Raw genomic sequence first — 23,209 nt, forward strand, 5'->3', positions numbered from 1 at the left:
GCAATGTCAAAACAGAGACCGCTCCGCATCCTCCATTGCTTCAGGTCGCCGGTCGGCGGAATATTCCGCCATGTCCGCGATTTGGTCGAGGAGCACAGCAAGGCCGGTCATCAAATCGGCATCCTCTGCGACAGCTCGACCGGCGGCGAGTACGAGGACAGCCTGTTCGACGATATAAGACCCTATCTCTCGCTCGGCCTGACACGCGTGCCGATCCGGCGTTCGATCAGCCCGTCCGATATTGCGACGATGTGGGATACATACAAGAAAATCAAAAGTTTGCGGCCGGATGTGCTGCACGGACACGGCGCCAAGGGCGGCGTGCTCGCGCGACTTGCCGGCTCAGCGTTGCGGGTGAACAGGTATCGCGTAGCCCGCCTCTATACCGCACATGGCGGAAGCCTGCATTATTCGCGCTCCTCCTTCAGTGGACAGTTCGTCCTGAGGATGGAGCGGCTGCAGGAATATTTCACCGATGCGCTGGTCTTCATCTGCGAATATGAGCGCGACACCTATGCACGCAAGGTGGGTAAGCCGCGGACGAAGACGAAACTGATCTATAACGGTATCAGCGAGCGTGATTTCGAGCCGATCCCGACCCGTTCGGATGCCGTGCATTTCATCTATGTGGGAATGCTCCGGGACCTCAAGGGTCCCGATCTGTTTGTCGATGCCTTCGCCAAGACCGAACGGCTGCTCGGCAGGCCGCTGTCGGCGCTGATGATCGGCGACGGGCCGGATCGCGACCGCTACCGCGAGATGATGGTCGAACGCGGCCTCGGCAAACGTATCGGCATGCTGCCGGCAATGCGGGTGCATGAGGCTTTCTCGATGGCGCAGAACCTCGTCGTTCCCTCGCGCGCCGAAGCCATGCCCTATATCGTGCTCGAGGGGCTCGGCGCCGGCAAGACGATCATCGCAAGCCGAGTCGGCGGCATTCCCGAGGTGCTCGGCGCCGACAGCGCTGCACTGGTGGAGCCCGGCAATTCCGACGATCTCGCCCGCGTCATGGCGGAAACGCTGAGCACGCCCGGCTGGCACGCCAGGACGATGCCGAAGCCCGAGGCGGTGAAGGCGGTGTTTTCCTCCGCCGTCATGGCGCGCGATGTGCTGAAATTGTACCACGAACTCGTCGAGACCGCTGCCGGCCCAAGCAATGCCCGCCGCCTCGTAAATATTTCTTAGGGGCTTTCTGGTATTTCGCTCGGTGACAATGAGCGACAATGCCCCATAGACAAGCTGGCCCCATGAACAAGCTGGAAAAAGGCGATCAATTCGACGTGGAAGCGCTGCGCAAGCAGGTCTCCGACATCGAGGTGCGCGGCGACGCAGGTCAGGAAAAACCTTCCGACCCGACCGAGATCAACCCCTATGCCCGCCAGATCGCCGAGCAGTTCCGCGATGGAACCTATTCGCCGGCCATCATCATCGGGCAATTGCGGCTGTTGGAATTCCTGGCGCTCTTCGCAATCGCCCTGATCGTCCACTATGTCTGGCCCGGCGACGGCCACGATTCCGCGCTGGTGCGGGCTGGCATGGCGGCGATCGCTTCTGCCTTGACCGTCATCGGCCTCCAGCTTACCGACACCTACACCATTCCCGCGCTTCGGGCGAAGCTGCGGCTGATGCCGCGCATTCTGGCGTCGTGGACGATCGCGCTTCTTCTGACCCTCGGCCTGTTTACGCTCATTCGCGGCACCACATGGGCAATGGTCGATGCCTATATTTCTTGGTTCGCAGCCGGCGCGCTCTTCCTTGTGGCCGAACGTTTCCTCGTCGCTTACGGCATCCGCAACTGGGCGCGCAACGGCATCATGGAGCGCCGCGCCGTCATCGTCGGCGGCGGCGAGCCGGCCAAGGATCTGATCCGCGTCCTCGAACAGCAGGACGACAACGACATCCGCATCTGCGGCATCTTCGACGACCGCGGAGAGAAACGCTCGCCGATCATGGTCGCCGGTTATCCGAAGCTCGGCACCGTGGCCGAACTCGTCGAATTCGTACGGCTGACGCGCATCGACATGCTGATCATCGCCCTGCCGCTTTCGGCCGAGGCCCGCATCTACGACCTTTTGAAGAAGCTCTGGGTTCTGCCGGTCGATATCCGCCTTGCCGCGCATGCCAACCGGCTGCGCTTCCGGCCGCGCGCCTACTCGCATGTCGGCACGGTGCCGATGCTCGACATTTTCAAGAAGCCGATCCGCGACTGGGATTCCGTCGCCAAGCGCGGCTTCGACATCTTCTTCACCGTGGTCGCGCTTGCGCTGCTCTGGCCGGTGATGGTCGCGACCGCGATCGCCATCAAGGCGACCTCCGAAGGCCCGGTCTTCTTCATGCAGAAGCGCCACGGCTTCAACAACGAGATCATCAACGTCTTCAAGTTCCGCTCGATGTACACCAACATGGCCGACCCCACAGGCAAGGCTGCGGTGACCAAGGGCGATCCACGTGTTACCCGCGTCGGGCGTATCATCCGCAAGAGCTCGATCGACGAATTGCCGCAGCTTTTCAATGTGCTGAGAGGCGAGCTTTCGCTGGTCGGTCCGCGGCCGCATGCCGTTCTCGCCCAGGCGCGCGATCGCGCCTTCTCCGATGTCGTCGAGGGCTATTTCGCCCGCCACCGCGTCAAGCCCGGCGTCACCGGCTGGGCGCAGATCAACGGCTGGCGCGGCGAAGTCGACAATGACGAGAAGATCAAGTTCCGCACGGCTTACGACCTCTATTACATCGAGAACTGGTCGCTCTGGTTCGATCTCAAGATCCTGTTCCTGACACCGATCCGGCTGCTCAACACGGAAAACGCCTATTGAGCGCGATCGAGGCGACATATCCCCGTGTCGCCCACCCGCAGCGGATGACGCTGCGCCTGATCGGCTCGGCCTTCGTCGCCTTCGGCGTCTTCCTCTCCGGTTTCGTGATCGACGAGCCGGCGCCCTATGAACTCTGGATGGCCGGGCTGATCGGCCTCTGGTTCATCCTGGGCCTCAGGATTTCGCGCGGCGTGGCGCCGCTGCTCGCCTTGTTGCTCACCTTCAATATCGGCGGCATGCTGTCGCTGACGCAGATGAAGGACCTGGCGACGGGGCCGATGTATATCGCGGTGTCGACCTTCCTGGCGCTGACGGCGGTGTTCTATGCAGCGATCATCGAGGACAGCCACAAGCGGCTGCCGCTGATGTTCAACGCCTGGACCTTCGCCGCCGTCGTCACCTCGGCGCTCGGCGTACTCGGCTATTTCCACGCATTTCCGGGCGCGGAGGTCTTCACGCTCTACGACCGCGCCAAAGGCGCCTTCCAGGACCCCAACGTTTTCGGCCCCTTTCTGGTGCCGCCATCGCTCTACCTCATCCACGGCATCCTGGCCGGCGACCTGAAGAAATCGCCGTTGAAGGCCGCCGCCCTGCTCGTGCTTGCACTCGGCATCTTCCTCTCCTTTTCCCGCGCCGCCTGGGGGCTTTTTGCTCTCGGCCTGGTGCTGCTGATCTTCATCATGCTGCTCAAGGAGCGCAGTGGCGCCTTTCGTCTGAGGGTCCTGGTGCTATCGCTGGCGGCGATCATCATGCTGGTCGCCTCGCTGCTGGTGGCGCTACAGATCCCGAAGGTCGCAGAACTGTTTTCAGCGCGCGCCCAGTTGGTACAGCAATATGACGGCGAACATCTCGGCCGTTTCGAGCGCCACCGGATCGGCTTCACCATGATGATGGAGCGCCCGCTCGGCATCGGTCCGCTGGTGTTCGGGACGATGTTTCCCGAGGACGAGCATAATATCTGGCTGAAATCGCTGACCACCTATGGCTGGCTCGGCTTCGTCAGCTATGTCGGCATGCTTGTCTGGACGCTCGCCCTTGGCTTTCGATACCTGCTGCTCGACCGGCCGTGGCAACCCTTCCTGATGGTCGCCTGGATCTCCGTCCTCGGCCATGCGGCGATCGGCAACGTCATCGACATCGACCACTGGCGCCATGTCTATCTGCTGCTTGGCACCGTCTGGGGCTGCGCGGCGCTGGAAGTGCGCCACAAGCGCGGGCGAAGGCGCCAGGGACCGGCGTGAGGCCTGACCCTCTGGCGCATCGTGCTTTGCGCGTCTGAAATCGCACAGCGGTCTATTTCGTGGCTCCTGCCGTCAGGCCGGCAATGAACCGCCGCTGGAAAACCAGATAGGTCAGGATGAGCGGGGCAATGACGATCACCGCACCGGCGGTCAAAACCGGCGTATTGACAGTGTAGCGCCCTTGGAAAAACAGCATACCGAGGGGCAGCGTCCGATAGGCGTCGTCGTTGACCAGAATGAAGGGGATCAAAAACTCATTCCAGGTCCAGATGAACAGGAACAGCGCCAGCGTCGACATTGCCGGCACCATAAGCGGGATAACGATCTTACGGAGGATATAGAAGCGTCCGGCGCCATCGAGAACCGCCGCTTCGAGAACTTCTTCCGGCAATTGCTGCATCGCGCTGGCGAGGAAGATCGTTGAGAACGGTATCGACATCGCGATCTGCGGCAAGATCAGAGCCGCATAGGTGTTGATCAGGCCGAGATAACGCATTTCATAATAAAGCGGGATGATGAAGGCCTCCGCCGGCACCATCATGCCGAGCGTCAGGATAGCGAACAGCGTGCGCCGAAACGGAAATGACAGGTAAGCGAAGGCAAAACCGGTCAGCAGGCCCAGAAAGACGCTGGCAGCAACGACGGGTATGACAACTGTAATCGAATTCCAGAAGTAAACGTTGAAATGTCCGGCATTCCAGGCATCGACGTAATTTTCGAAATGGGGATATGCCGGCAAAGCGAACGCACCCTGCAGAACGTCAGCCTTGCTCTTTATCGACGTCAGAAGCAGAAGCAGGAAGGGGATGATGGTGACGAAGGCAAGAAGCCAGAGGACAATGCGGAGGAATAGCGCACCGACGGGAAAGTTGGACGAACGGCTCATCAAGCCAATCCTTTATTCTGCGATCCCACAAATCGGTGAATTGCATAGTTGATGACGAATGTGAGTACCGCGCCGACAATGGCGATGGCCGCCGCGGCGCCGAAGCGATTGAGCTCGAAGCCGAGCTGATACATGTAGATATTCGGCACGAGGGTGGCGTTGGCGGGTCCCCCTCGGGTCATCGTGAAAATCAGGTCGAAGCTCTTGATCGACGCGATGACCGTCAAAAGCAAAACCACCCTTATCTCAGGCAATAGAAGCGGCAGCGTGATCCAGAAAAAGGTTTTTCGCGCCGAAGCGCCATCGACCTTGGCGGCGTCGAAGAGAGACGGGTCGATGCGCTGAATTCCTGTGAGGAAGATGACCATGCAAAAACCGAAGAAATACCAAGTGGCAACGATCCCGACCGCGGGGAGCACAAAATTGAAATCGCCGAGCCACGGCAACGCGAAGGCGCCTAACCCTACTGCTCTCAGAAACTGATTGAACGGGCCAAAGGCAGGATTGTAGAGCCATGCCCAGATGATGCCCAACACGGCCGTCGGCATGATGTAAGGCAGGAACAAGAATGTCCGCAGCGCGAGCTGTTCGCGTTGCTTCAGATTCCAGACGCAGGCGGCAAGGCCTATGCCGAGCACCAGCGGCAGAACACAATAAAAGATCATCAGCGCGGCATTGTTACGCAAGGCGATATAAAAACGATTGTCGGAAAAGAGATCGACGTAATTGCCCAAGCCAACCCAACTGGGCATGCTCAAGCCGTCCCAACTGGTCAGGCTCAAAGCCAAAGCCGCAATAATCGGTCCAAAGACAAAGGCCGCATAGAGCAGCAATCCAGGCAATAAATAGATAAAATTGGTGTGTTTCGAGCCATCAAGTGCGGAGCGTTTCATCCAGTACTCCATGAAGTCAAGGCGCTGGTGATCGCGCTGCAAGCCGCAGCTCGCAGCGCTGAATTTAACGTGGATCGACAAGACGCGGGCCGCGGCGTCCAAGGCGGACGGCCGCGGCCAGCGCCCGCACCTTTTATTTCTTATCCTTCAAATACGCCTGATAATCCTTGTCCATGGCGTCGACGAAGGCTTCGGGGGTGATATTGCCGGACAGAAGAAGCGGCGTGTTGTCGTCTATCGTCTTCAGCATCGTCGGGCTCGACCAGTCGGGGTAATGGCCGAGCGCATCGTTCGCGTTGAGTGTCTTCCACATTTCGATGCCGGAGCTCAGCAGCGGCGTGAGCTTTGGCTTTGCGTCGGCCGCCAGCGACGTTGCCGGAAGATAGCCGGCAGCGGCCCAGGTTTCAGCAGCCTTTTCCGAAACCATATAGTCGATATAATCACCTGCCAGGTCCTGCGTTGCCTTGGTTTTGGCAAGGCTCGTTATCGCCCAAGCAAGGTCCACGCCTCCGACACTCAATGGTTTGGAAATGCCCTTCGGGGCGGGAATGGCCATGAAGCCGATATCCGGATTGTGTTGCATGTCACCGAAATACCAGGTTCCGGAGATCAGGAAGGCACCCTGCCCTGATATGAAAAGCTGGACGGCGTCATCACCCGAGATGCCCTCGAAACCGGGGAAAAAATAACCGCCCTGTGCCCATTGCTGCACGAGTTTCGCGGATTCGATGTTCCCCTTGGTGTTCCAGGAACCGCCCCTGCCGTAGATCAGATCATCAAGTTCGGCGCGATTGCTCGCGTCGATATGCGCTTGCTCGATGGCGCCGATCATGTGCAGGGCCAGATGCTGCTTTGCCGAGCCCATCATGAAGGGCGCAACGCCTTTTTCCTTCAGCTTATCAAGATCGGCCAGAAACTCCTCGAAGGTTTGCGGCAATGCTACGCCCGCATCGTCGAGGATCTTTTTATTGTAAAAGAGACCAACGATCTCACCGAGGCCTGATATGCCATAGGTCTTGCCGACCCCGAACTTTCCATCCTCCCAGCGGTCTCGAGCAAGCACTGAATCCGACTGCCGCTTGTCCCAGCTGTATTTCTTGATGTAGTCGTCAACCGGAAGGAGCAATCCTTCCTTGACCATCGCGCCCATGTCGCCGGCGCCCTGGTTGACCTTCGTGATGACAGGGCCGTTCCCTGCCGAAACCGCAAGCTTCAGCGTCAACTTCATGTCATCAAAGGTGCGGGCGGTGCGTTTGATCGTGACACCGGGATGCGCAGCTTCGAACTCCTTGTTCAGTTGCTCTATAACAGCGCTCTGACCTTCATAGGTCTGGTCATCCCACACAGCCAGATCGTCAGCGCGCGCGGCTGCCGAAAGGCCCAAACTTATAAGCGCTGCACCAGCAAGCGCGACGGCTGCCTTCCATTGGCATCCCGGCAGTATGTTGATCGATTTCACGCTTCTATTCATCGGTTCCACCTCATTGATTTATTCTCCACTTTCCGTTCAGACCTGCCGCCCAGGCGACGGCCGAACGTTTTCTTCCCCCAGAGCTTTGCCGGGCTGGCGAATCTGAGGTAATCGTCAATGCATGAGCCTCCCTCGCAACCTGAAATGAAAAAACGCCACGCAGGAGGTGGCAAAGTGATGGACAACAACTGCTCCATCCGCCCGGCGACCGAAGCGGATACCGAAGCCCTTTTCGACATCTGCCTGAAAACCGCGAACGGCGGCGACGATGCCAGCGCGCTCTATAGCGACCCGCATCTGCCCGGCTACATCTGGTCGGTGCCCTATCTCAAATTCGCCGAAGACTTTGCCTTTGTGTTGATTCAGGACGGGCGCCCGGTCGGCTATATCGTCGGCGTCCCGGATACCAGCGCGTTCGACAGAGAGTTGCAGGCGAATTGGTGGCCGTTCGTCCGCCAGGAGATCGCTGGCCTGACGCCCGCCCGTCCGCGCGACGCCGACGTGATCGAACGTATTCAAAACCCGCGCAGCGGCACGCCGTGGCTTCAAGACGACTACCCCGCGCATCTTCACATCAACATCCTTCCCGGACTTCAGGCAGCCGGTTGGGGACGCAGGATGATCAGCATTGAGCTTGAGGCGCTGAGAGATCACGGCGTCCGAGCGGTGCATCTCGGTGTCGATCCCAACAACCACCGCGCCAGGGGCTTCTACCATCACCTCGGCTTTTCCGAATTCGAACGGGATGGTTCCGTCGCCTTCGCGATGCGGATCGATGAGGGGTCCCGCTAGAACCGACGGCGCAGTATTGTTCATGACCTTGGCTCCGCATTTGCAGCGTCCAGCCCATATTTCAAGACGACCGCCGCCGGCATGGTACTCCAGCCCTGAAGCAGGGAACCGCGCCCATAAGGCGGCGAGAAATATTCCACCGCACCGATCCAGCCATTGTCGAGGCAGGTTTCCCACCAGCGTGTCAGTGCGTAGCGTGCACCCCCAAGTCCGTGGCGAAGGCGTTCTTCGGCATAGGCGCCATCCCAATACGGCCAGTCCGAGCCATTGTGGTAGCGGTAGGGAAAAGCGGTCTTGGATCGCAGATCGCCTTGCCGCTTGAATGGCGGATAGGCGCACATGACACCCCAGCTGCCATAGGGCTGTTGTTGATTGTTGCGCGTTTCCAGTCTGTTTTCAAAAGCTTTCAACAGGCCGACGGCCCTATGCTTCGAAATTGCGCTGAATCGCGACAAGGTCAGGCTGTCGAGAGCCAGATGATCCTCGATGAAAGCGCCAGGCGTTCCATAATCGATATATCCCGCCGTTGCCGGCACGAAGAGCCTGGCCTCGATTTCTTCACGGGCCAGATTTGCGGTCTTGAGCGCGCGTGCGGCAAGCGTCGGATCGTGGCCCTCGCCAAGCCTTGCCACCGCGTCCATGGCACCGACGAAAAGACCGAGGTCATAGGAGACGAGACCCTCACGATAGACGTTGTCGGCCCAGTCCCGGTCGTTGCGCGGTTTCAGCGGCAGAACGCTGTCAGCCCCGGCCAGGCCGAGATAGCGATCGGTGATTGCTCTGACGATCGGCCAGTGCAGTTGCACCTCAGCCAGGTCTTGCGTCACGCTGAAATAATCGCTCAGAAACAGAATGAAAAAAAGCGGGCTGTCGAAGTGATCGCTCCACCAGTCCTGCGGACGGTTGTGGTATTCCGGAACGGCTCTTTTGTGGTTTTTGGGATTGGCCTTGCTGTCGGCGACAAAGTGCTGCCAGGCCTGTGATTGCGCCGGCCCCGTCAAGATCACGCCGCTCGGGGCCTCTCCATCCGGCTGCACTCCCTTGGCGAGAATTCGGATCTCGTCGCGCACCACCTCCGGCGCCAGCATCAAAAGAGGCTGCATCGTCCAGTAGCCGTCGCGGTAATAGGTTCGCGCCGGAGCACTATAGGCCTGCCCGGCGGCAAGGCCAGCGAAGGCCCCGTTTTCGTCGTGCCTGATGCTGGAAAGAGCGGCGTGTATCCCCTGGCTGACCATGCTGCGCATCAACGGATCGGCCTCGGGCATCCTGTCGCAACGCGCCGCATATTCAGCGGCTTCCCCGATGATGGCTTCGCTGGTGAGGCTCAACGCTTTCTCAGCTTCGTCTCCTGAGGCGCCGATGGCGATCCGCAAATCCGAACCCGACGTTTCGACAATGAGGACACCCCAGGCCATTTCGAAAGTCTGCCGATGGTGGTTGCGGGTGACCCTCACCCTGGGACCCTTGCCATCCGGCTCGTGCCACCAAGCGCAACGACGCGCAGGGTACACGCCCCGAAGGCTTGCTTGGCGGATCAGCATCACCGGCCGCGACTGCGCGACAAACACGCCGCCCTGTTTCGAGACGACTCGGTTCGGGGCATAAGCATAAGGGCCGGTGAGTGGAGAAAATCTCACACGCCCCAGGCTGCCGGCTCCCCACAGGGCAAGATCAGCATATCCACCCGGATGAACATCGGCCTGAAGGCGCGGCGCCATGACAGGCAGTAATACGGGCTCTTCGGCGAAAAGCTGTCCATCAGTCGAAGGCTTTATCATGGGCAGATCCCCGCACGCCAAGTTCAACAGACAGCAGGACGAGAAAAAGAAATAGAGCCGAATAAGCCCAGGCCAGCTCCTCTTCGGACGACCTTGGCGAGCGCATGTCTACCCGGACGAGACGTATGGCGCATACTGCTCCTCGACCCTCTTTATATCACGCGCATTGGATTGCGCGTTGACCTCAGCCTACAGGCCGATCCCTATTTGTCAAGGACATAGACAAATTGCCGATCTTGCTATACTCAAATCCGGGAGGACGGCGGAGCCAAGCCTCCGAATTTCTCTTCTTCTTGATAATTATGATCTAATATCGCCCCAATTAAGTATGCGCTCCGAACTAATTGGATCGATCTGGCTGGATGGCAATGACATCTTCCGTCGTACAGACACCCATCGCACGAAAAATTTCAACCAATGCGGTGATCCGAACCATTTTGGCAAACGGGCCGATCTCCCGCGCCGATATCGCCAAGCTGACCGGTCTGTCAAAGCAGACGATTTCCGAGGTCGTGCGCGACCTCGAGGATGACGGATGGCTGAAACCTGTCGGGCAGACCGACGGTCGTCCAGGCCGGAATGCCATTATCTATGAAATCAATGCGAGGGCCGGACTGGCTGTCTCTATCGATCTCGGAGGCACCAAGATCGCCGCAGCCATCTGCGATCTGTTGGGAAACGTGGTTGCCGAAACCAAAGTGGCCACCGACCCGCGCGGAGGCATGCATCTCGTCAATCAATTCAGCGATCTTCTCGTTGAACTCGCGCTTGCGGCCGGGACCACCGCCGACAAGCTCCGTCTCGCCGTCCTGGGCACACCCGGCGTGCTCGATCCGGTCACCGGACACATCAACGTCGCGCCGAATATCCCCGGCATCGACGCCATAAATCTGCAGCAAGTCTTCAGCGACAGAATGGGTATCACCGTGATCGTGGAAAACGATGTGAACCTTGCGGCGCAAGGGGAGCGGTGGCAGGGACACGGTGTCGAAACCGGCAATTTTGCTTTCGTTGCCCTTGGAACAGGCGTCGGCATGGGCATCATCGCCAACGGAACTCTGTTGCGCGGCGCGCGTGGCGCGGCCGGCGAAATCGCCTATCTCCCGATCGGCGGGGATGCGTTCGATCCCGGCGGCTTTACGCTTGGAACCTTTGAGAGCGCGGTCGGCAGTGTGGCGATGCTGCGCCGCTACACCGGTTTCGGCGGGCGTGACGCATCCACCGTGGCCGATCTCTTCGCCGCATTCAATGCAGGAGATACAAGCGCCGTGGCCGCAATCGAAGAGACGGCCAGGCTGGTGGCGGTCGCCATTGCGGCAATCGGAGCAACTCTTGATCCTGAACTGGTGATCACCGGTGGCAGCATCGGCTCGAGACCGGAACTCGTGGACGCCATCCGGCGTTTCCTGCCGCGTTGTACCCCTTACCCGCCGCGCATCGAGATCAGCCGCTTCGGAAACCGGGCCGCCCTAATGGGCGGCGTGGGGATCGCGGTCCAGCGCATGCATGATGATCTGTTTGGCGTAAAACTGAGGGACGTTTGAAGAATGCATGCAGCATTGCTTCGTTCGCCAATCAATCGCCGGGCCACTTGAGAAGCGCTGCAAATGCGCTAGATTTTCCACCATGATAACGGCAACGCAGATACGCGGCGCGCGCGCCATGATCGGAATGAGTATCGAAGAGCTCGCCGCCGCCAGCGGCCTGCCCGTGGAGACCGTGACGGCGCTCGAAAACGGTGAATTTGCGGGCGAGCCGCACGCGCTGTTCGATGTGCGCAGTACGCTCGAAGCGCACGGCATCATCTTCCTTTCCAGCGGCAATCAAGATGAAGGCGGCCCCGGCATCCGGTTGCGCGCACGCAGCTCCAGCGATGACGGCATCCGGCCGGAAAACCTCAACGCCGCCAACGACGACTGACGGAACCAATCGGTGCGCTAAGCGTTTCGCTGTCCCATGAACACATCCGGGGGCAGTCTCTTGAACCGAAGCAATGGTCTCTACGTCATCATCGGCGTTCTCGTCGTCGCCGTCGTCGGTCTCGGCGCCTACATCTTCCACGAGGAAAGCAAGCCGCAGGGGATCGAGATGAGCATCGGCAAGAATGGTGTGTCGATCGAGCAGAACTGATCGTCAGAGATAGGTTTTTGCAAGATCGGCGAGTTTGCCGCCGTCTTTCACGCCCTGCCTGTAGAGCTGAATGATGACCGCACCGATCCGCTCGGCCTCCGGTGTCGTCCTGGCCAGGCCGCGTTCGTCGCAGACCTTGTCGAGCACTTGCGACAGCAAATCGAGATCTTCCGAAAATAGCGGTAAATCATGCGGATGAATTGATGATCGTAACATCACGCCGCACATCCTCCGAGGGCAAACGCATTCACGCTTGCATCGCCGGCCGCCCTCCGCAACCGTCATAAAATCATTATGCGCGACGGTCCGAACTTTAGCAACTGCGCAAATTCCCGGGGAATAAAATTATGGAACAAAATTTTGTCCCGCGCGTTTGGTGGCGCTTGTAGCAGGAATCAGTGAGTGCAGACGTGAGCGAAATACGCTTTCCCTCCCCCGTCCGGGTCCTTTCTCCAAATAGCAGCCTGATCGTTTCCACCGTCTGGGAGGCCGTCGAATATCTGAAACGGTGGCCGAGCAAGCGCGGGCGCGATTATCGCGTTGCGCGCCAGCATTGCCTGGATGCGCTCGACGGACTGCGCAGCCCGCGCGCAGCGCAGGCTTCCTTCGTCACGGCAGCCAAAGCGGCAGGATTGCTGGTGTGAATTGCTCTAGCTGCTACGGCCGCTGGCGGCGAACTGGGTATGGATGGAGCCTTCCGTGATGACCTTGGCGGTCACTTCGATCACCTGCTCCTCGGCGAGTTCAGCGAGCGCGAGGGCGACATCGCCCTCTGACCAGCCGGCTTTGACGGCGTCTTCCGACAGAGCTTGGAAAGCGGCTGCGAGGGCCTGCCTGCAAGTGAGATTCTGCTTCATATCCGCCATGCGCTCGCACTAGGCTATTTCTGACAGGGATAATGTTAATCTACACATATTCGCCAGAAAGCGAAGAGGGTTCAGATCTTTTTCAAATAAAAATTGGACTCTTAACTTCAAAGCTCGGTATAGCCTTAACAAAATGCAACAATCATCACCTCTCCCAACTGAGGGAGTACCAAAAAGAACTACAGGAACTATTTGCGACACACTCCCAAAGGGTATTCCAGCGCGTTATTTATTTTAAATGGTCGAAACGGCTGGAGCCGATACAGCGGCCCTTTGGTCCGCGAGAATGCGGCAACCTCAATTGCGGCCCGTTTTCAGCATCTTCCTGGCACCCTGTCAATCAGCTTCGCGGACTTCCGGGACCGCTGGAGATCCCTTGGCAGCCGCGAACGCCTTCGGCGTTTATCACCTTAATACCACAACGACACCACACTGCCGTCAAAGTCCGCCGTACCATTGCGGCGGCTCACTTATCAGGAGGTAATATGTCTATCGAACTGGACGCGACTACCTATGTCCACGCCAAGCCGGCGACCGCCCATTCCTATATCTTGCCGGCCGTTGTCGATGTTCTCCAGAATAATTTTCAGGAGGCAAACGAGACTGCGGTCTTCGACCTCGGTTGCGGCACCGGCGGTGCTGCCGCCGTGCTGGCAAAAAAAGGTTACGACGTCGTCGGTGTCGATCCGTCCGAGGACGGCATTGCGAAAGCGAGAACGGCTCATCCCGATCTTCCGCTGGAGATCGGCTCTGGTTACGAAGATCTCTCCAGCCGGTACGGGACCTTCGATGCGGTGATAAGCCTTGAAGTGGTGGAGCATGTTTATGATCCCAAATCTTTCTCGGCCACCATTTACGATCTGGTCAAGCCCGGCGGCATCGCGGTCGTGTCGACGCCTTTTCACGGCTACTGGAAAAATCTGGCGTTGGCCGTAAGCGGAAAGATGGATGACCATTTCATGCCGCTCAAGGACCATGGCCATATCAAATTCTGGTCTCCCGAAACGCTCAGCACGCTGCTCGTCGAAACAGGCTTCGAAGACGTCGACTTCGAATATGTCGGGAGGATTCCGCTGCTGGCGAAGTCGATGATCGCGATCGCTCAGAAACCGCACTGAAGACGGCGTAAGGCCCGCCGTGTTTTCAATGACGGCGTAGCAACTCGTCTGCAACATCAACAAATGACGTTTTCGTTCGGGACTTTTCCGGGGTTTTCGGTTCCCGTTTCAGCACTACTGGCCATGTCTCGTTCCGTTTTCCGCCGCCGGCGGGACGAAGAAAGTGACATTCTGACTGGGATTTCAAGGGGATAAATGGTCGGGGCGACTGGACTCGAACCAGCGACCCCTTGACCCCCAGTCAAGTGCGCTACCGGGCTGCGCTACGCCCCGACCTGCCGAAACGGCTTGCTTCGTTTAGTTTTTCAGCGCGTGCAATGCAAGCGGAAAAACCTTGCCTCCCACAAAAAGGAAGCGGTTTGTGCGAATGCTCAGATCGCGGCGAGTGCCAATCGGCCTTCAGCGGTTTGAATGGGCTGCCATGCCTGGTAGTTGGCGATCGAAAAATGCGGTGTTTCGAATGGAGTGGCGTGGGTTTCGGTGATGACGGTGACGTCGGCGCCGGCGGCTTCACCGGCGAGGATGCCGGCGACGGCATCTTCGAAGACCAGGCATTTCGCGGGATCGACGCCGAGGCGGCTTGCGCCGAGCAGATAACCTTCGGGGCTGGGCTTGCCTGATTTGACCTCCTGGCCGCTGACGATGACCTTCGGCATCGGGATGCCGGCGGCAGCCATGCGGCGCCTGGCGAGCTCGATCGGCGCCGAGGTGACGATTGCCCATTTGCCATCGGCAATGGCGGAGAGGAAGCGGATGGCGCCCTGGATTTCGACGATGCCGGAGACATCCTCCATCTCCTCGGCGAGCAGCAGATCCGACTCGTGGGCCGGATCGACGCCGGGCAGGCCGAGCCCGCGGATGACGTCGGAGGCGCGGATGCCGTGGATGGTCTTCAGGAAAACCTCCGGTTCGAAGCCGTGGCGTCTTGCCCAGTCGCTCCAGACGCGTTCGACGACGGCGATGGAATTCAGGAGGGTTCCGTCCATATCGAAGAGGAAGGCATCATAGGACCTGTCGAGGACGTCATGGCGAGCGGGCACGGGCTTTTCCTTGAAGCATGAGGCCGGGAAGCATGAGGCCGCGGCGGCCCCTGCGCAGGCGAGTAGCGGAGAGCGGCGGCGGCGTCAACGTCAGTCGTTGACGTCCGGATGGGTGACGTTGCGGACGTCGGCAAGGCCGCGGGCGGCATCACGGCTACCGGTCGCGGCAGCGGCTTCGAAGATACGGGTCGCATCGCCGTACATTTTGAGATTGAGGTAGCAGTAGCCGCGCAGAACCATCAGGTCGATACGTTCCTGCTGCAGCTGGGCACGCTGATCGAGATAGATCAGGGTTTCGCGATAACGGCCGGCATCGAAGGCCGAAAGCGCCCGGTCGGCGAGGATCGCCACCTGAAGCTCGGCGGCGCGCTGTCGGTTCTGTGGCGCCTTGGTGGCCGCGACGGCAGCATTGCCGGAAAGGCCGGCGCGCAGATAGGCAAGACTCTGGCCGTAGGCCGCGTCTTCACGGACCTTGCGGGCCGGGCTCTGCAATGCCGCCTCGAAGGCCGAGATCGCCTCCATCGGCCGGTTGATATCCATCAGGCACCAGCCGCGCGACAGGGCGTCGGCCGGGCTGAGCTGCCCTGCATCGATGGTCGTCGAGCAGCCGCGTGTCTGGCGCGGACCGCGCTGGACAGTCACCGTCTGCAGCGAAGGCCTTGCCGCGCCAACGGCGACTTCCGGCTCCGGCTTCTGTGCAGGTCCCTGCTCGGCTGGGAGCGGTTGAGCGGCGGTCGGACGCGGCGGCTGCGTCGGCTGAACCGGCTGCTGCGGAGCGAGCGTCCCCTTCTCTGTCGCGACCGCATTCGGCGTCAGCGAGGAGGTATCTTCGAGTTTGGTGATCCGGGTCGACCGGCCGGCCCAGGCGCGCTGGAGGTCGAGCACGCCCTTGCGGTCGCTCAACTGCTCGCGGGTGATGACAAGGCCATAGGCGGACGGTTCGTCATCAGGTTTCCAGGCAAGAGCCGTCTCGAACCAGCGTGCGGCGGTCTGGAACTGATTGAGTGAACGGGCATACCAGCCGAACTGCTGCGCCGTCGGCGCGTATTTGCGGGCGATGACTTCGGCGGCGACGCGATGCAGCACATCCTCGGCCAGATCGGCCGGCGGCTGCAGCGCCATCAGATTGGCGGTGGCGGCGAGATAGGTTGATGTTGCATCCTCGGAATCGGCGCGCCAGCGGAACATCACCTCTTCGGCTTCCTGCGGCGCCTTGCGGGCAATCAGCGCCAGCGCCAGCCCCTGCGAAGCGGCCGCCGAATCTTGCTTGGCGCGGGCGGCGCGGAACCACTTCTCGGCATCGGCATCGTTGTTGCGGCGAAGCTGATACCAGCCGAGCAGCAGCGCATCCGAGGCAAGCCCCTGGGTCGCGGCGAGCTTTTCGAGACGGGCGACATAATCGGGCGCGATGGCGAGATTCGGATCGTCATTGCCTTCGGCCATGAAGCGCCGGGCGAGGTTGTCGCGGATCGCATCGAATTCCCTGCTGCCCTCACTGGCAGGCCTCTCCAGCGCAAGCAGCGCCTGCATCGGCTGGTAGGCAAGCAGCGTCGAGGCTTTTTCGACCGTCGCCTGCCGCTCGGCCGGATTGGGGCAGTTCTTCAGGATATAGGTGTAGGCGTCCTGGCCGCGCTGCGTCCTCTCGGTCCGGATGAAAGCTTCGGCCACGCGCCAGAGAATATCGATCTCGCTGCAGGTGAGCAGGCTCGGCGTTGCGGCAGCGGTATCGAGCACCGTTGCATATTGCTTGAGGTCGGACGCATTGATGAGGCGGGCGCGCGCCTCGGCGACATCGAGCCGGTCGAGCAGATCGGCCGGCGGCTGCCATCCGGCATCGGCTGCCTGGCGGTCAGCGATCGCCTTGCGCAGCTCCGCATAGCGGCCATCGGAATAGAGTTGCCACATGGCCTCAAGCTGTTTGTCGCCATTCTGCGGCACGGCGAGCGGATCGGCCGGCGGTACCCAGTTGGGGTAGAGCGCCTGAAGGCGGGAGATTTCGGCCTGCAGGCGCAGCTTGTCGCCGCGGCTGGCGAAATAACGAAGCGCACTTTCATCGACGGCGGGCGGCGGCGGCGCCGCAGCCTGTTGCGGCGCGGGCGGCTCGGAAACGATGGGGGGCGTGACCGGCGCCGGCGGGGCGGCCGTCTGCGGTGCCGCAGGTTGTGATGCCACAGGTGGAGGCGCTTCAGGCTGCTGTGCTGCGGCATCCGGCGCGGAGGTATCCGGTGCCGGCGGCGGCGAGGAGGTGATTGCCTCGATCTTGTCGGCGACGAGCTGCGCGTTGAATTCGGAATTGCCGCCGGGAGCATCGGCCGGCTTGATGCGGCCCACCATCATCAGCTCCGGCACCGGCTTGCCGGCAGGCCCAAGGCCGAACCGTTCCTGCAGAGCGGCACGATCCTTCAGCCCGGTGACGAGGGTCGCCACCACGACTGCCGCTGAAACCGCCACGAGAGAAGACTTCACAGACACTCCGGATGCTTCTCCCCGATATAGGCCAGCCCCAGCAACTGGAGCGTAGACGGATAATAGAGTGCGGGCGCAAATTGCAGGGCCGAGCCCGGCAGCTTGGTCCCATCGATTACACAGGCCACAACATCGTTAACAATTCTATAACCCGGATCCGGCAACACCGCCTTCGGCCGGCCGGTGGTCAGATCGAAGGTGGCAGGAACACCGTCTTTCGACATCCCCTCGCGCAGGTGGGTCAGCAGCGCCTTGTCGGTGACGCCGCCGCGAACGAGATAAAGCGGAATGCGAATGGCGTTATAGGCAAATTCCGCGTCGAAACCCTCGGCCGGCTGCGGCTGACCGCGCAGGCTCACCCATTCAGCGGGAAGCTTGCGCGGGCCGAACTGCATCGTCTTCAGCAGCGCCACGCCATCTTCCGACAGTTGTTTCCAGGCATCTGACGGAGCGAGCGCCGCCATCACCGGAATAGCCTCGTAAATCCAGTAGGACGGGTTGACGACGGGACCGTCGTCACGGTCGCTGCCGGTAAAACCCTCGCTTCCCGGCAACAGGAGCGTCCGGCCAGCCGAGCGCACGACGGTTTCGGCAAGCAGCGCCTGCGCCATGCGGGAGGCGGCAAGGATATAGTCCTCGCGTTTCCACGCCGTGCCGGCCAGCGCCAGCGCATAGGCGATCAGCATGTCGCCATCCGAGGCGTTGTTGGTGTCGGTGACGTGCGGCTTGACGTTCGGATCCCATTTCCAGACGGCCAGGCCATCGTCGCGCAGCAGCAGTTCGGTGCGGGTAAAATACCAGATCTGCTCGAAATCGGCGGGGCTAGCGGCGAGATAGGCGAGCAGCATGCCATAGCCCTGCCCTTCGCTGTGGCTGATATTGCCGTTGCCGTTGTCTACGATACGGCCGCTCGCATCGAGAAACTTCGCCTTGTATGCCGACCATGCGCCGGCATTGATCATCGCCTGCTGCGCAACGGCGGGCGCTCCAGCCGGAGCGAGCGCGACCGATGCCGCAAGCAGGAGCGCGCGTAACCGTCTCATTTCGACCGACCCAGCCTTCCGAGCATGCTTGAGGTGGTGACCCCGATCAGCAGCACGAAGACGACCAGCAGGAAGGCATAGGAGAGGATATTCGTCGACAGCCAGTTGGCGGCGATCAAGCGGTAATTGGAGATCGACCAGGGGGTGGACGGCACGAAATCGAAACGGGTGACGGGCACGGTCTCGATCTTGCCTGTCTTGCTCGAGTAGGTGGTGATGTGGCCTGATATCTGCGGCCAGTTCAGCTGCGCGGTCAGAACCTCCAGCCCTTCGCGCAAATCCTTCGCCGACGGCGCCGTCACCACGGTCCACGCGCCCGCCCCCGCGGGACTGGAGCCCTGGGCCACCAGGAGCGTGTCGACGTTGGACGGCGTGAAAATCTCCTCGGCGCCGGGCACGAATTGCAGCGAACTGCGGGAGATATCGAAATTGCGCGACACCCATTCGCGGAAAGCCGTGATCCGGTTGTGCAAGACACCGCCGCTGACCTTGGAATTCCATTCCTCAAAGGCCGTACCGGTATCGACGACGCTCGCCTGCGTATCGGCCACCGGACGCCACGAGGCCTGGCTCTCCGTCGAAATATTGGCCTGCGACAACGCGGTGGCCGGCATCTGCGAGACGGAGCCGATGAAGATGGCGTCGCGATCGCCGATCATATTCGGCGAGGCGACGGTGTCGACGGCAATCGGATGGCCGGCCGTGATCGCCATCTGGCCGAGCAGCGTGGCGGCGGCCGAAAGCGTATCGGCATCGACGCGGTCGATAAAGAGCGGCGTCGGCTCGGTGGCCCGACCATAGGGATAGGCGGTGCCGGACATTGCCGCCAGATTCGGACGCTGACCGACGCGGGCAAAATCCGGAATCTGCAGCTCGGATGTGTCGAACAGGGCAAAGCGCGGCGTCGCACCGGCCGTGGCGCCCGGCGCGCAAGCCGCATCGCCCTTGGTCATCAGGATCGCCTCGATCGCCACCGAATTGAGACCGGGCTTGAAGTGCCGCATCGTCACGCGAATCGGCAGATGACGGAGAATGCCGCCGGTGGTGGTGGTGATCGGCACGGTGGAGGCGATGTTGTCGTTGACGTAGATATCGATGTGGCTGCCGGGCAGCACGTTATCGGTATAGGCGGCGTCGAGCAGCACCTTCGCCTCGCCGTAGGCATTGGCATAAAAATCGGCCGGCACGGCGACGTTGAAACTGGTCCGCAGCCGCCGGCCGGAGAATTCGGTGGTCTTCACGCCGAGTTGGGACAAGGCGATGTTCGTATCGGAAAAGACCAGCGGCGCGTTCGGCGCGCTCCAGCGCTCGGTGGTGAGCACGTCGCGGCGGACATCCGAGGACCTGTCGGTCGGCGAGACGATGGTATCAATCGCCGAGGAGACCGCCTGCCAGGAGGGGCCGCTGATCAGAAGCACCGGCGAACCGCTGCGCGGATCGGTGGCAAAAGCGGCGAATGCCGCACTTTCGGCGCCGGGCGGCAGGCTCGGAAAAAGCGGCCGCAGCTCCGCCGCGGTACCGACGAGCACGCTGAGTTTACCTGGCCCGGCGGCCGGAAGCGAAGCGGTGCTGAAGGCAAAGATCTGGTTCGGCATGCTGCTCAGCACAGACAGGCCCTGCGCCAGTCGCAGCAGCGGCTTGGTGGTTCCCGGCTGCTCCAGTGCCGGGACGACGATGTCGAACTCGGTCTTGCCGGCGCCGTTGACGCCGATGGCGCGGATCGCGTCGGCGCTCGACAGCTGGGCGGCATCCCTGCCGGCAAAGCTCAGATAGGTTCCGGCCGGATCGATATTCGACCACAGCTCATAAGTGGACTGGATGCTGCAATCGGTGCGGTGGCGCTGGGCGGCCTCGAAGGTGACGAGATTGGCGCCGGGCTGTAGCAAACCGGGCGGAACCTGGAAGGTGACGGCCGACGGTCCATCCGGCGAGCCGACGCGCTGTTGGCCGATCGGGCGGTTGTTGAGATAGACGGTCACCGCCGAGGCCTCAGGCGCGACGACGATCGCATTCTGGTAGGCGAAGGTAAAGCTTGCCTTGGCCGCCGCCTGTTCCGGCGTCAGATAGACCGACCATGACCGGCGATCGTATTCGCCACTGAGATCCAGTTTCGAAAAGGGCACGACATAGCGACGGACATCGCCGGAGCGCGGCGGCGCAGCGGTATTTGCCGCCGCGGCTGGCTGGAGCGCGGGTGCTGCCAGTTGCGGCTGGACGACAATCGTCGGAGGAACGGCTGCGGGAGCAGGAGCGGCCGGCGTTGCAGGTGCGGGTGTTACGGAAACCGGAGGCGTGCCGGGAGCGGGTGCAGGGGCTGTCGGCGGCGTGGGTGGCGTCAATCTCGGGGTAACGGATGCCCCGGGTGGCCGCTCGCCGGACATGTCGAAGGGCGCCGTCTGCGCCTGGGCAAAGGCGGAGGCATTCAGCAGGAGAAGCGAGGCGGCGACGATCCTTCTCATCCGGCATTGACCTTTGCCGCCCGCTGCTGGGCTTCCCGCTCCGGCCGCATGCTGCGGAAGAAGTAAATGAGGCCGCGGCTCGTCTGGTAGAACGACAGGCCGAGGAACCAGATGGTGCCGCGGATCAGGCCGGGATTGCGGCGGCGCGAGGCCTGAAACTCGGTCCACTGACCGGAATTGGCAAACATCAGGTCGGCGATCAGGCGATGGTCGAGCGCGCTTTTCGGCACGTACTGGCAGCCGACATTGCTGATGTCGCCCGACGGCTCGATGTTGCGGACGATGAGCGGCAGGGTTTCCAGATCGGCGCCGCTATAGGGTCGGAAGCGGATTTCGCCGAGTGCGCCGACCAGCATCTCGTCGAGTTGCTTGTTGAAGATGTGAAGCCTCGCACCGTGGACGGAAACGTCCTCGATCGAAGCCGCGTACCACTTGCCGTTGGCGCCGAATTCGCAGCGCCGGTTAACTCGGACGCGGCGGGACAAGGCGCGCTCGCCGCGTTCCGACACGACACCCAGCGCGCAACCGGCCATGATCAGGTTGATGAGGTTCCAGCCGCCGACGACGAGCGTGACGTCGGCTTTATAAGGCTCGGCATAGATCCTGTAGATGGTGATGATGAGCGCGACGATCTGTACCGCAAAGATGACGAAGAACGGACGGCTGATCTCCGACAGACGGCTGACGGCGATCGATTCATCCTTGGCGGTGACCTTGAAGGTCGGCTTCCTCGGATTGAGCATGACGGAGACCACGGCCGGCAGCAGATGTACGGTCTGGACATATTCGTACAGCTCGGAAATCCAGGGCCAGCGGAACGACCCGTAGAGGTAGTTCTGCATCATCAGGTTCACGAGCATGTAGGCCAGCGTATAGGCAAGGAACTCGCCGCCGGAGGCGGTGAAGATCTCCAGATCGAAGAACAGGTAGAAGAGCGGCGCAAACAGGAAGATCGTCCGCGGGAACGGGAAGAGCCAGAAAAGCGTAGACGACATGTAGCAGAAGCGCTGCGGGATCGTCAGGCCGCGCTTCAGAAGCGGGAAGCGAAAGCGCAGGATCTGCATCATGCCCTGCGCCCAGCGGCTGCGCTGACCGATGAAGCTTGCGAAGGTGGCCGGCTGCAGGCCGGCGATCAGCGGCTTGTCGACATAGATGCTGTTCCAGCCGCTGCCATGAAGCGCTAGCGCCGTCTCGCAATCCTCGGTGATGCTGATGCCGGAAAAGCCGTTCTGGGATTCGAGCGCCTTGCGGCTCAGAACCGCCGCCGAGCCGCAGAAGAAGGCGGCGTTCCATTTATCGAGGCCGCGCTGGATGATGCCGTAGAACATCTCGTTCTCGCTCGGCATCTTGTCGAACGTGCGCAGATTGCGCTCCAGCGGATCGGGATTGATGAAGAAGTGCGGGGTCTGGACGAGGAAGAGCTTCGGATCGTCTTCGAAATAACCGACGGTCTCGAGCAGGAAATCGCGAGCCGGCGCGTGGTCGGCATCGAAGACGGCGATGAGTTCGCCGGTCGAATGTTTCATGCCGTTGTTGAGATTGCCGGCCTTGGCGTGCTCGTTGCGGTCGCGCGTGAGGTAGCTGACGTCGAGATCCTGACAGAGTTGCTTCAGCTCGATATGGCGGGCGGCAGCCGCCTGGGCTTCGAGCAGCTTGCCGGAATTGCGCTTCTGCAAGGTGCCGCCGTCGTCGAGCAGCCAGACATGCAGCTTCTCGGCCGGATAATCCATGGCCTTGGCGGCGGCGAGCGTGTTTCCGAGAAGCCCGGCATCCTCGTTATAGGACGGTACGAAGACATCGACATGCGGCAGACGCCCGGGATTGGCGGCACGCGAGGGGCGCGGCGGCAGCGGTGTGGCGACGATGAAAAGGCTGAGCGCCAGCATCGCGACGCTATACATTTCGGCGAGATAGAGCAGCAGGCCGGGAATGAAATTCTCAGGCTGGTTCATAGGCGGCAGCGTATTGGTGGTGCGCCAATAGACATAACGCAGCACGATCGAAGTGCCGAAGGCAAGCGCCACGAGGCGCCACGTCCCCTCGCCCTTCAAGACCTTGATCACCGCCATGACGGTTACCACGGTGATGCTGGTGATGAGCTGGGTCTGCAGGTTGACCGGCAGCGTGATCAGCACGATCAGGCAGAGCGAAACCACGGCCCATATGATGACACTGCGGGCTTTGCGCATCGTCGTTCCTTCGAAGTTGCTCAACCA

19 protein-coding genes, 1 tRNA gene and 1 pseudogene are annotated in these 23,209 nt (G+C 61.1%); 9 read left to right on the forward strand and 12 right to left on the reverse strand.

The window, feature by feature from the left end; genetic code table 11:
* The first annotated feature begins 3 nt into the window (after window positions 1-3).
* The 3 genes and pseudogenes from EEQ99_RS14090 to EEQ99_RS14100 all read left to right on the forward strand — a co-directional run bounded on the left by EEQ99_RS14090 (window position 4) and on the right by EEQ99_RS14100 (window position 4,051).
* Window positions 4-1,174 (forward strand): annotated as a pseudogene (locus EEQ99_RS14090) (glycosyltransferase family 4 protein).
* A 73-nt stretch (window positions 1,175-1,247) separates the two neighbouring features.
* Window positions 1,248-2,810 (forward strand): undecaprenyl-phosphate glucose phosphotransferase, encoded by a 1,563-nt coding sequence (locus tag EEQ99_RS14095; RefSeq protein WP_047616450.1) that lies wholly within the window; start codon window positions 1,248-1,250, stop codon window positions 2,808-2,810.
* Complete coding sequence (locus EEQ99_RS14100) at window positions 2,807-4,051, forward strand: O-antigen ligase family protein (RefSeq protein WP_127430637.1); 1,245 nt, start codon at window positions 2,807-2,809, stop codon at window positions 4,049-4,051. The genes EEQ99_RS14095 and EEQ99_RS14100 overlap by 4 nt, the downstream gene beginning before the upstream one ends.
* Before the next feature lie 52 nt (window positions 4,052-4,103).
* On the opposite strand, the gene EEQ99_RS14105 is transcribed toward EEQ99_RS14100, so the two are convergent.
* The 3 genes from EEQ99_RS14105 to EEQ99_RS14115 form a co-directional block, all read right to left on the reverse strand.
* A complete protein-coding gene (locus EEQ99_RS14105) occupies window positions 4,104-4,937 on the reverse strand; it encodes a carbohydrate ABC transporter permease (protein ID WP_097543010.1) in 834 nt (277 codons plus the stop codon).
* Window positions 4,937-5,830, reverse strand: coding sequence for a carbohydrate ABC transporter permease (locus tag EEQ99_RS14110; RefSeq protein WP_047616639.1), 894 nt, complete (start codon window positions 5,828-5,830; stop codon window positions 4,937-4,939). The genes EEQ99_RS14105 and EEQ99_RS14110 overlap by 1 nt, the downstream gene beginning before the upstream one ends.
* Window positions 5,831-5,963: 133 nt before the next feature.
* On the reverse strand, window positions 5,964-7,301 hold the full coding sequence (locus EEQ99_RS14115; RefSeq protein WP_063474288.1) for an extracellular solute-binding protein: 1,338 nt from the start codon (window positions 7,299-7,301) through the stop codon (window positions 5,964-5,966).
* A gap of 177 nt (window positions 7,302-7,478) precedes the next feature.
* Here EEQ99_RS14115 and EEQ99_RS14120 point away from each other — a divergent pair, with 177 nt between their 5' ends.
* A complete protein-coding gene (locus tag EEQ99_RS14120; RefSeq protein WP_025554907.1) occupies window positions 7,479-8,093 on the forward strand; it encodes a GNAT family N-acetyltransferase in 615 nt (204 codons plus the stop codon).
* A gap of 20 nt (window positions 8,094-8,113) precedes the next feature.
* Here the strand turns inward: EEQ99_RS14120 and EEQ99_RS14125 are convergent, their stop codons facing one another.
* Window positions 8,114-9,871 carry a glucosidase family protein gene (locus EEQ99_RS14125; RefSeq protein WP_127430638.1) on the reverse strand — a complete coding sequence of 586 codons (1,758 nt, stop codon included), beginning with the start codon at window positions 9,869-9,871 and terminating at the stop codon, window positions 8,114-8,116.
* A gap of 362 nt (window positions 9,872-10,233) precedes the next feature.
* Here EEQ99_RS14125 and EEQ99_RS14130 point away from each other — a divergent pair, with 362 nt between their 5' ends.
* The 3 genes from EEQ99_RS14130 to EEQ99_RS34615 all read left to right on the forward strand — a co-directional run bounded on the left by EEQ99_RS14130 (window position 10,234) and on the right by EEQ99_RS34615 (window position 12,001).
* The gene (locus tag EEQ99_RS14130; protein WP_127430639.1) at window positions 10,234-11,415 is read left to right on the forward strand and encodes an ROK family transcriptional regulator; all 1,182 of its coding nucleotides are present in this window, start codon (window positions 10,234-10,236) and stop codon (window positions 11,413-11,415) included.
* 82 nt (window positions 11,416-11,497) lie between these two features.
* The gene (locus EEQ99_RS14135) at window positions 11,498-11,791 is read left to right on the forward strand and encodes a helix-turn-helix domain-containing protein (RefSeq protein WP_047616439.1); all 294 of its coding nucleotides are present in this window, start codon (window positions 11,498-11,500) and stop codon (window positions 11,789-11,791) included.
* A gap of 60 nt (window positions 11,792-11,851) precedes the next feature.
* Window positions 11,852-12,001, forward strand: coding sequence for a hypothetical protein (locus EEQ99_RS34615; protein ID WP_047616637.1), 150 nt, complete (start codon window positions 11,852-11,854; stop codon window positions 11,999-12,001).
* Between the two features lie 3 nt (window positions 12,002-12,004).
* Here EEQ99_RS34615 and EEQ99_RS14140 read toward each other — a convergent pair whose 3' ends face one another.
* A complete protein-coding gene (locus EEQ99_RS14140; RefSeq protein WP_029872887.1) occupies window positions 12,005-12,217 on the reverse strand; it encodes a hypothetical protein in 213 nt (70 codons plus the stop codon).
* A gap of 194 nt (window positions 12,218-12,411) precedes the next feature.
* Here EEQ99_RS14140 and EEQ99_RS14145 point away from each other — a divergent pair, with 194 nt between their 5' ends.
* Window positions 12,412-12,645 (forward strand): DUF982 domain-containing protein, encoded by a 234-nt coding sequence (locus EEQ99_RS14145; RefSeq protein ID WP_047616438.1) that lies wholly within the window; start codon window positions 12,412-12,414, stop codon window positions 12,643-12,645.
* Between the two features lie 6 nt (window positions 12,646-12,651).
* Here EEQ99_RS14145 and EEQ99_RS14150 read toward each other — a convergent pair whose 3' ends face one another.
* The gene (locus EEQ99_RS14150) at window positions 12,652-12,867 is read right to left on the reverse strand and encodes a hypothetical protein (RefSeq protein WP_127430640.1); all 216 of its coding nucleotides are present in this window, start codon (window positions 12,865-12,867) and stop codon (window positions 12,652-12,654) included.
* 485 nt (window positions 12,868-13,352) lie between these two features.
* Here EEQ99_RS14150 and EEQ99_RS14155 point away from each other — a divergent pair, with 485 nt between their 5' ends.
* On the forward strand, window positions 13,353-13,985 hold the full coding sequence (locus EEQ99_RS14155; RefSeq protein WP_063474285.1) for a class I SAM-dependent methyltransferase: 633 nt from the start codon (window positions 13,353-13,355) through the stop codon (window positions 13,983-13,985).
* A gap of 196 nt (window positions 13,986-14,181) precedes the next feature.
* On the opposite strand, the gene EEQ99_RS14160 is transcribed toward EEQ99_RS14155, so the two are convergent.
* The 6 genes from EEQ99_RS14160 to bcsA form a co-directional block, all read right to left on the reverse strand.
* A tRNA-Pro gene (locus EEQ99_RS14160) sits at window positions 14,182-14,258 on the reverse strand.
* A gap of 98 nt (window positions 14,259-14,356) precedes the next feature.
* Window positions 14,357-15,025, reverse strand: a complete 669-nt coding sequence (locus EEQ99_RS14165) for an HAD family hydrolase (RefSeq protein WP_063474284.1) — start codon at window positions 15,023-15,025, stop codon at window positions 14,357-14,359.
* A 90-nt stretch (window positions 15,026-15,115) separates the two neighbouring features.
* Window positions 15,116-17,491 carry a cellulose synthase gene (locus EEQ99_RS14170; protein ID WP_127430641.1) on the reverse strand — a complete coding sequence of 792 codons (2,376 nt, stop codon included), beginning with the start codon at window positions 17,489-17,491 and terminating at the stop codon, window positions 15,116-15,118.
* Entirely contained in the window at window positions 17,488-18,534 is a 1,047-nt protein-coding gene (locus tag EEQ99_RS14175) for a family 8 glycosyl hydrolase (protein WP_047616429.1), read from the reverse strand. The genes EEQ99_RS14170 and EEQ99_RS14175 overlap by 4 nt, the downstream gene beginning before the upstream one ends.
* Window positions 18,531-20,993: a cellulose biosynthesis cyclic di-GMP-binding regulatory protein BcsB gene (locus EEQ99_RS14180; RefSeq protein ID WP_127430642.1), complete on the reverse strand. Its 2,463-nt coding sequence runs from the start codon at window positions 20,991-20,993 to the stop codon at window positions 18,531-18,533. The genes EEQ99_RS14175 and EEQ99_RS14180 overlap by 4 nt, the downstream gene beginning before the upstream one ends.
* Entirely contained in the window at window positions 20,990-23,182 is a 2,193-nt protein-coding gene (gene bcsA, locus EEQ99_RS14185) for a UDP-forming cellulose synthase catalytic subunit (protein WP_047616634.1), read from the reverse strand. The genes EEQ99_RS14180 and bcsA overlap by 4 nt, the downstream gene beginning before the upstream one ends.
* Between the last annotated feature and the right edge of the window lie 27 nt (window positions 23,183-23,209).

The sequence above is a fragment of the Rhizobium anhuiense genome (genome assembly GCF_003985145.1).
In the GTDB taxonomy this organism is placed as follows: Bacteria; Pseudomonadota; Alphaproteobacteria; order Rhizobiales; family Rhizobiaceae; genus Rhizobium; species Rhizobium anhuiense.

Excerpts from the sequence above, each read along its gene's own strand:
- EEQ99_RS14095 (WP_047616450.1), top strand. The coding sequence starts at position 1,248 with ATGAACAAGCTGGAAAAAGGCGATCAATTCGACGTGGAAGCGCTGCGC.
- EEQ99_RS14105 (WP_097543010.1), bottom strand. The coding sequence starts at position 4,937 with ATGAGCCGTTCGTCCAACTTTCCCGTCGGTGCGCTATTCCTCCGCATT.
- EEQ99_RS14110 (WP_047616639.1), bottom strand. The coding sequence starts at position 5,830 with ATGAAACGCTCCGCACTTGATGGCTCGAAACACACCAATTTTATCTAT.
- EEQ99_RS14115 (WP_063474288.1), bottom strand. The coding sequence starts at position 7,301 with ATGAATAGAAGCGTGAAATCGATCAACATACTGCCGGGATGCCAATGG.
- EEQ99_RS14120 (WP_025554907.1), top strand. The coding sequence starts at position 7,479 with ATGGACAACAACTGCTCCATCCGCCCGGCGACCGAAGCGGATACCGAA.
- EEQ99_RS14125 (WP_127430638.1), bottom strand. The coding sequence starts at position 9,871 with ATGATAAAGCCTTCGACTGATGGACAGCTTTTCGCCGAAGAGCCCGTA.
- EEQ99_RS14130 (WP_127430639.1), top strand. The coding sequence starts at position 10,234 with ATGGCAATGACATCTTCCGTCGTACAGACACCCATCGCACGAAAAATT.
- EEQ99_RS14135 (WP_047616439.1), top strand. The coding sequence starts at position 11,498 with ATGATAACGGCAACGCAGATACGCGGCGCGCGCGCCATGATCGGAATG.
- EEQ99_RS14140 (WP_029872887.1), bottom strand. The coding sequence starts at position 12,217 with ATGTTACGATCATCAATTCATCCGCATGATTTACCGCTATTTTCGGAA.
- EEQ99_RS14150 (WP_127430640.1), bottom strand. The coding sequence starts at position 12,867 with ATGGCGGATATGAAGCAGAATCTCACTTGCAGGCAGGCCCTCGCAGCC.
- EEQ99_RS14155 (WP_063474285.1), top strand. The coding sequence starts at position 13,353 with ATGTCTATCGAACTGGACGCGACTACCTATGTCCACGCCAAGCCGGCG.
- EEQ99_RS14175 (WP_047616429.1), bottom strand. The coding sequence starts at position 18,534 with ATGAGACGGTTACGCGCGCTCCTGCTTGCGGCATCGGTCGCGCTCGCT.
- EEQ99_RS14180 (WP_127430642.1), bottom strand. The coding sequence starts at position 20,993 with ATGAGAAGGATCGTCGCCGCCTCGCTTCTCCTGCTGAATGCCTCCGCC.
- bcsA (WP_047616634.1), bottom strand. The coding sequence starts at position 23,182 with ATGCGCAAAGCCCGCAGTGTCATCATATGGGCCGTGGTTTCGCTCTGC.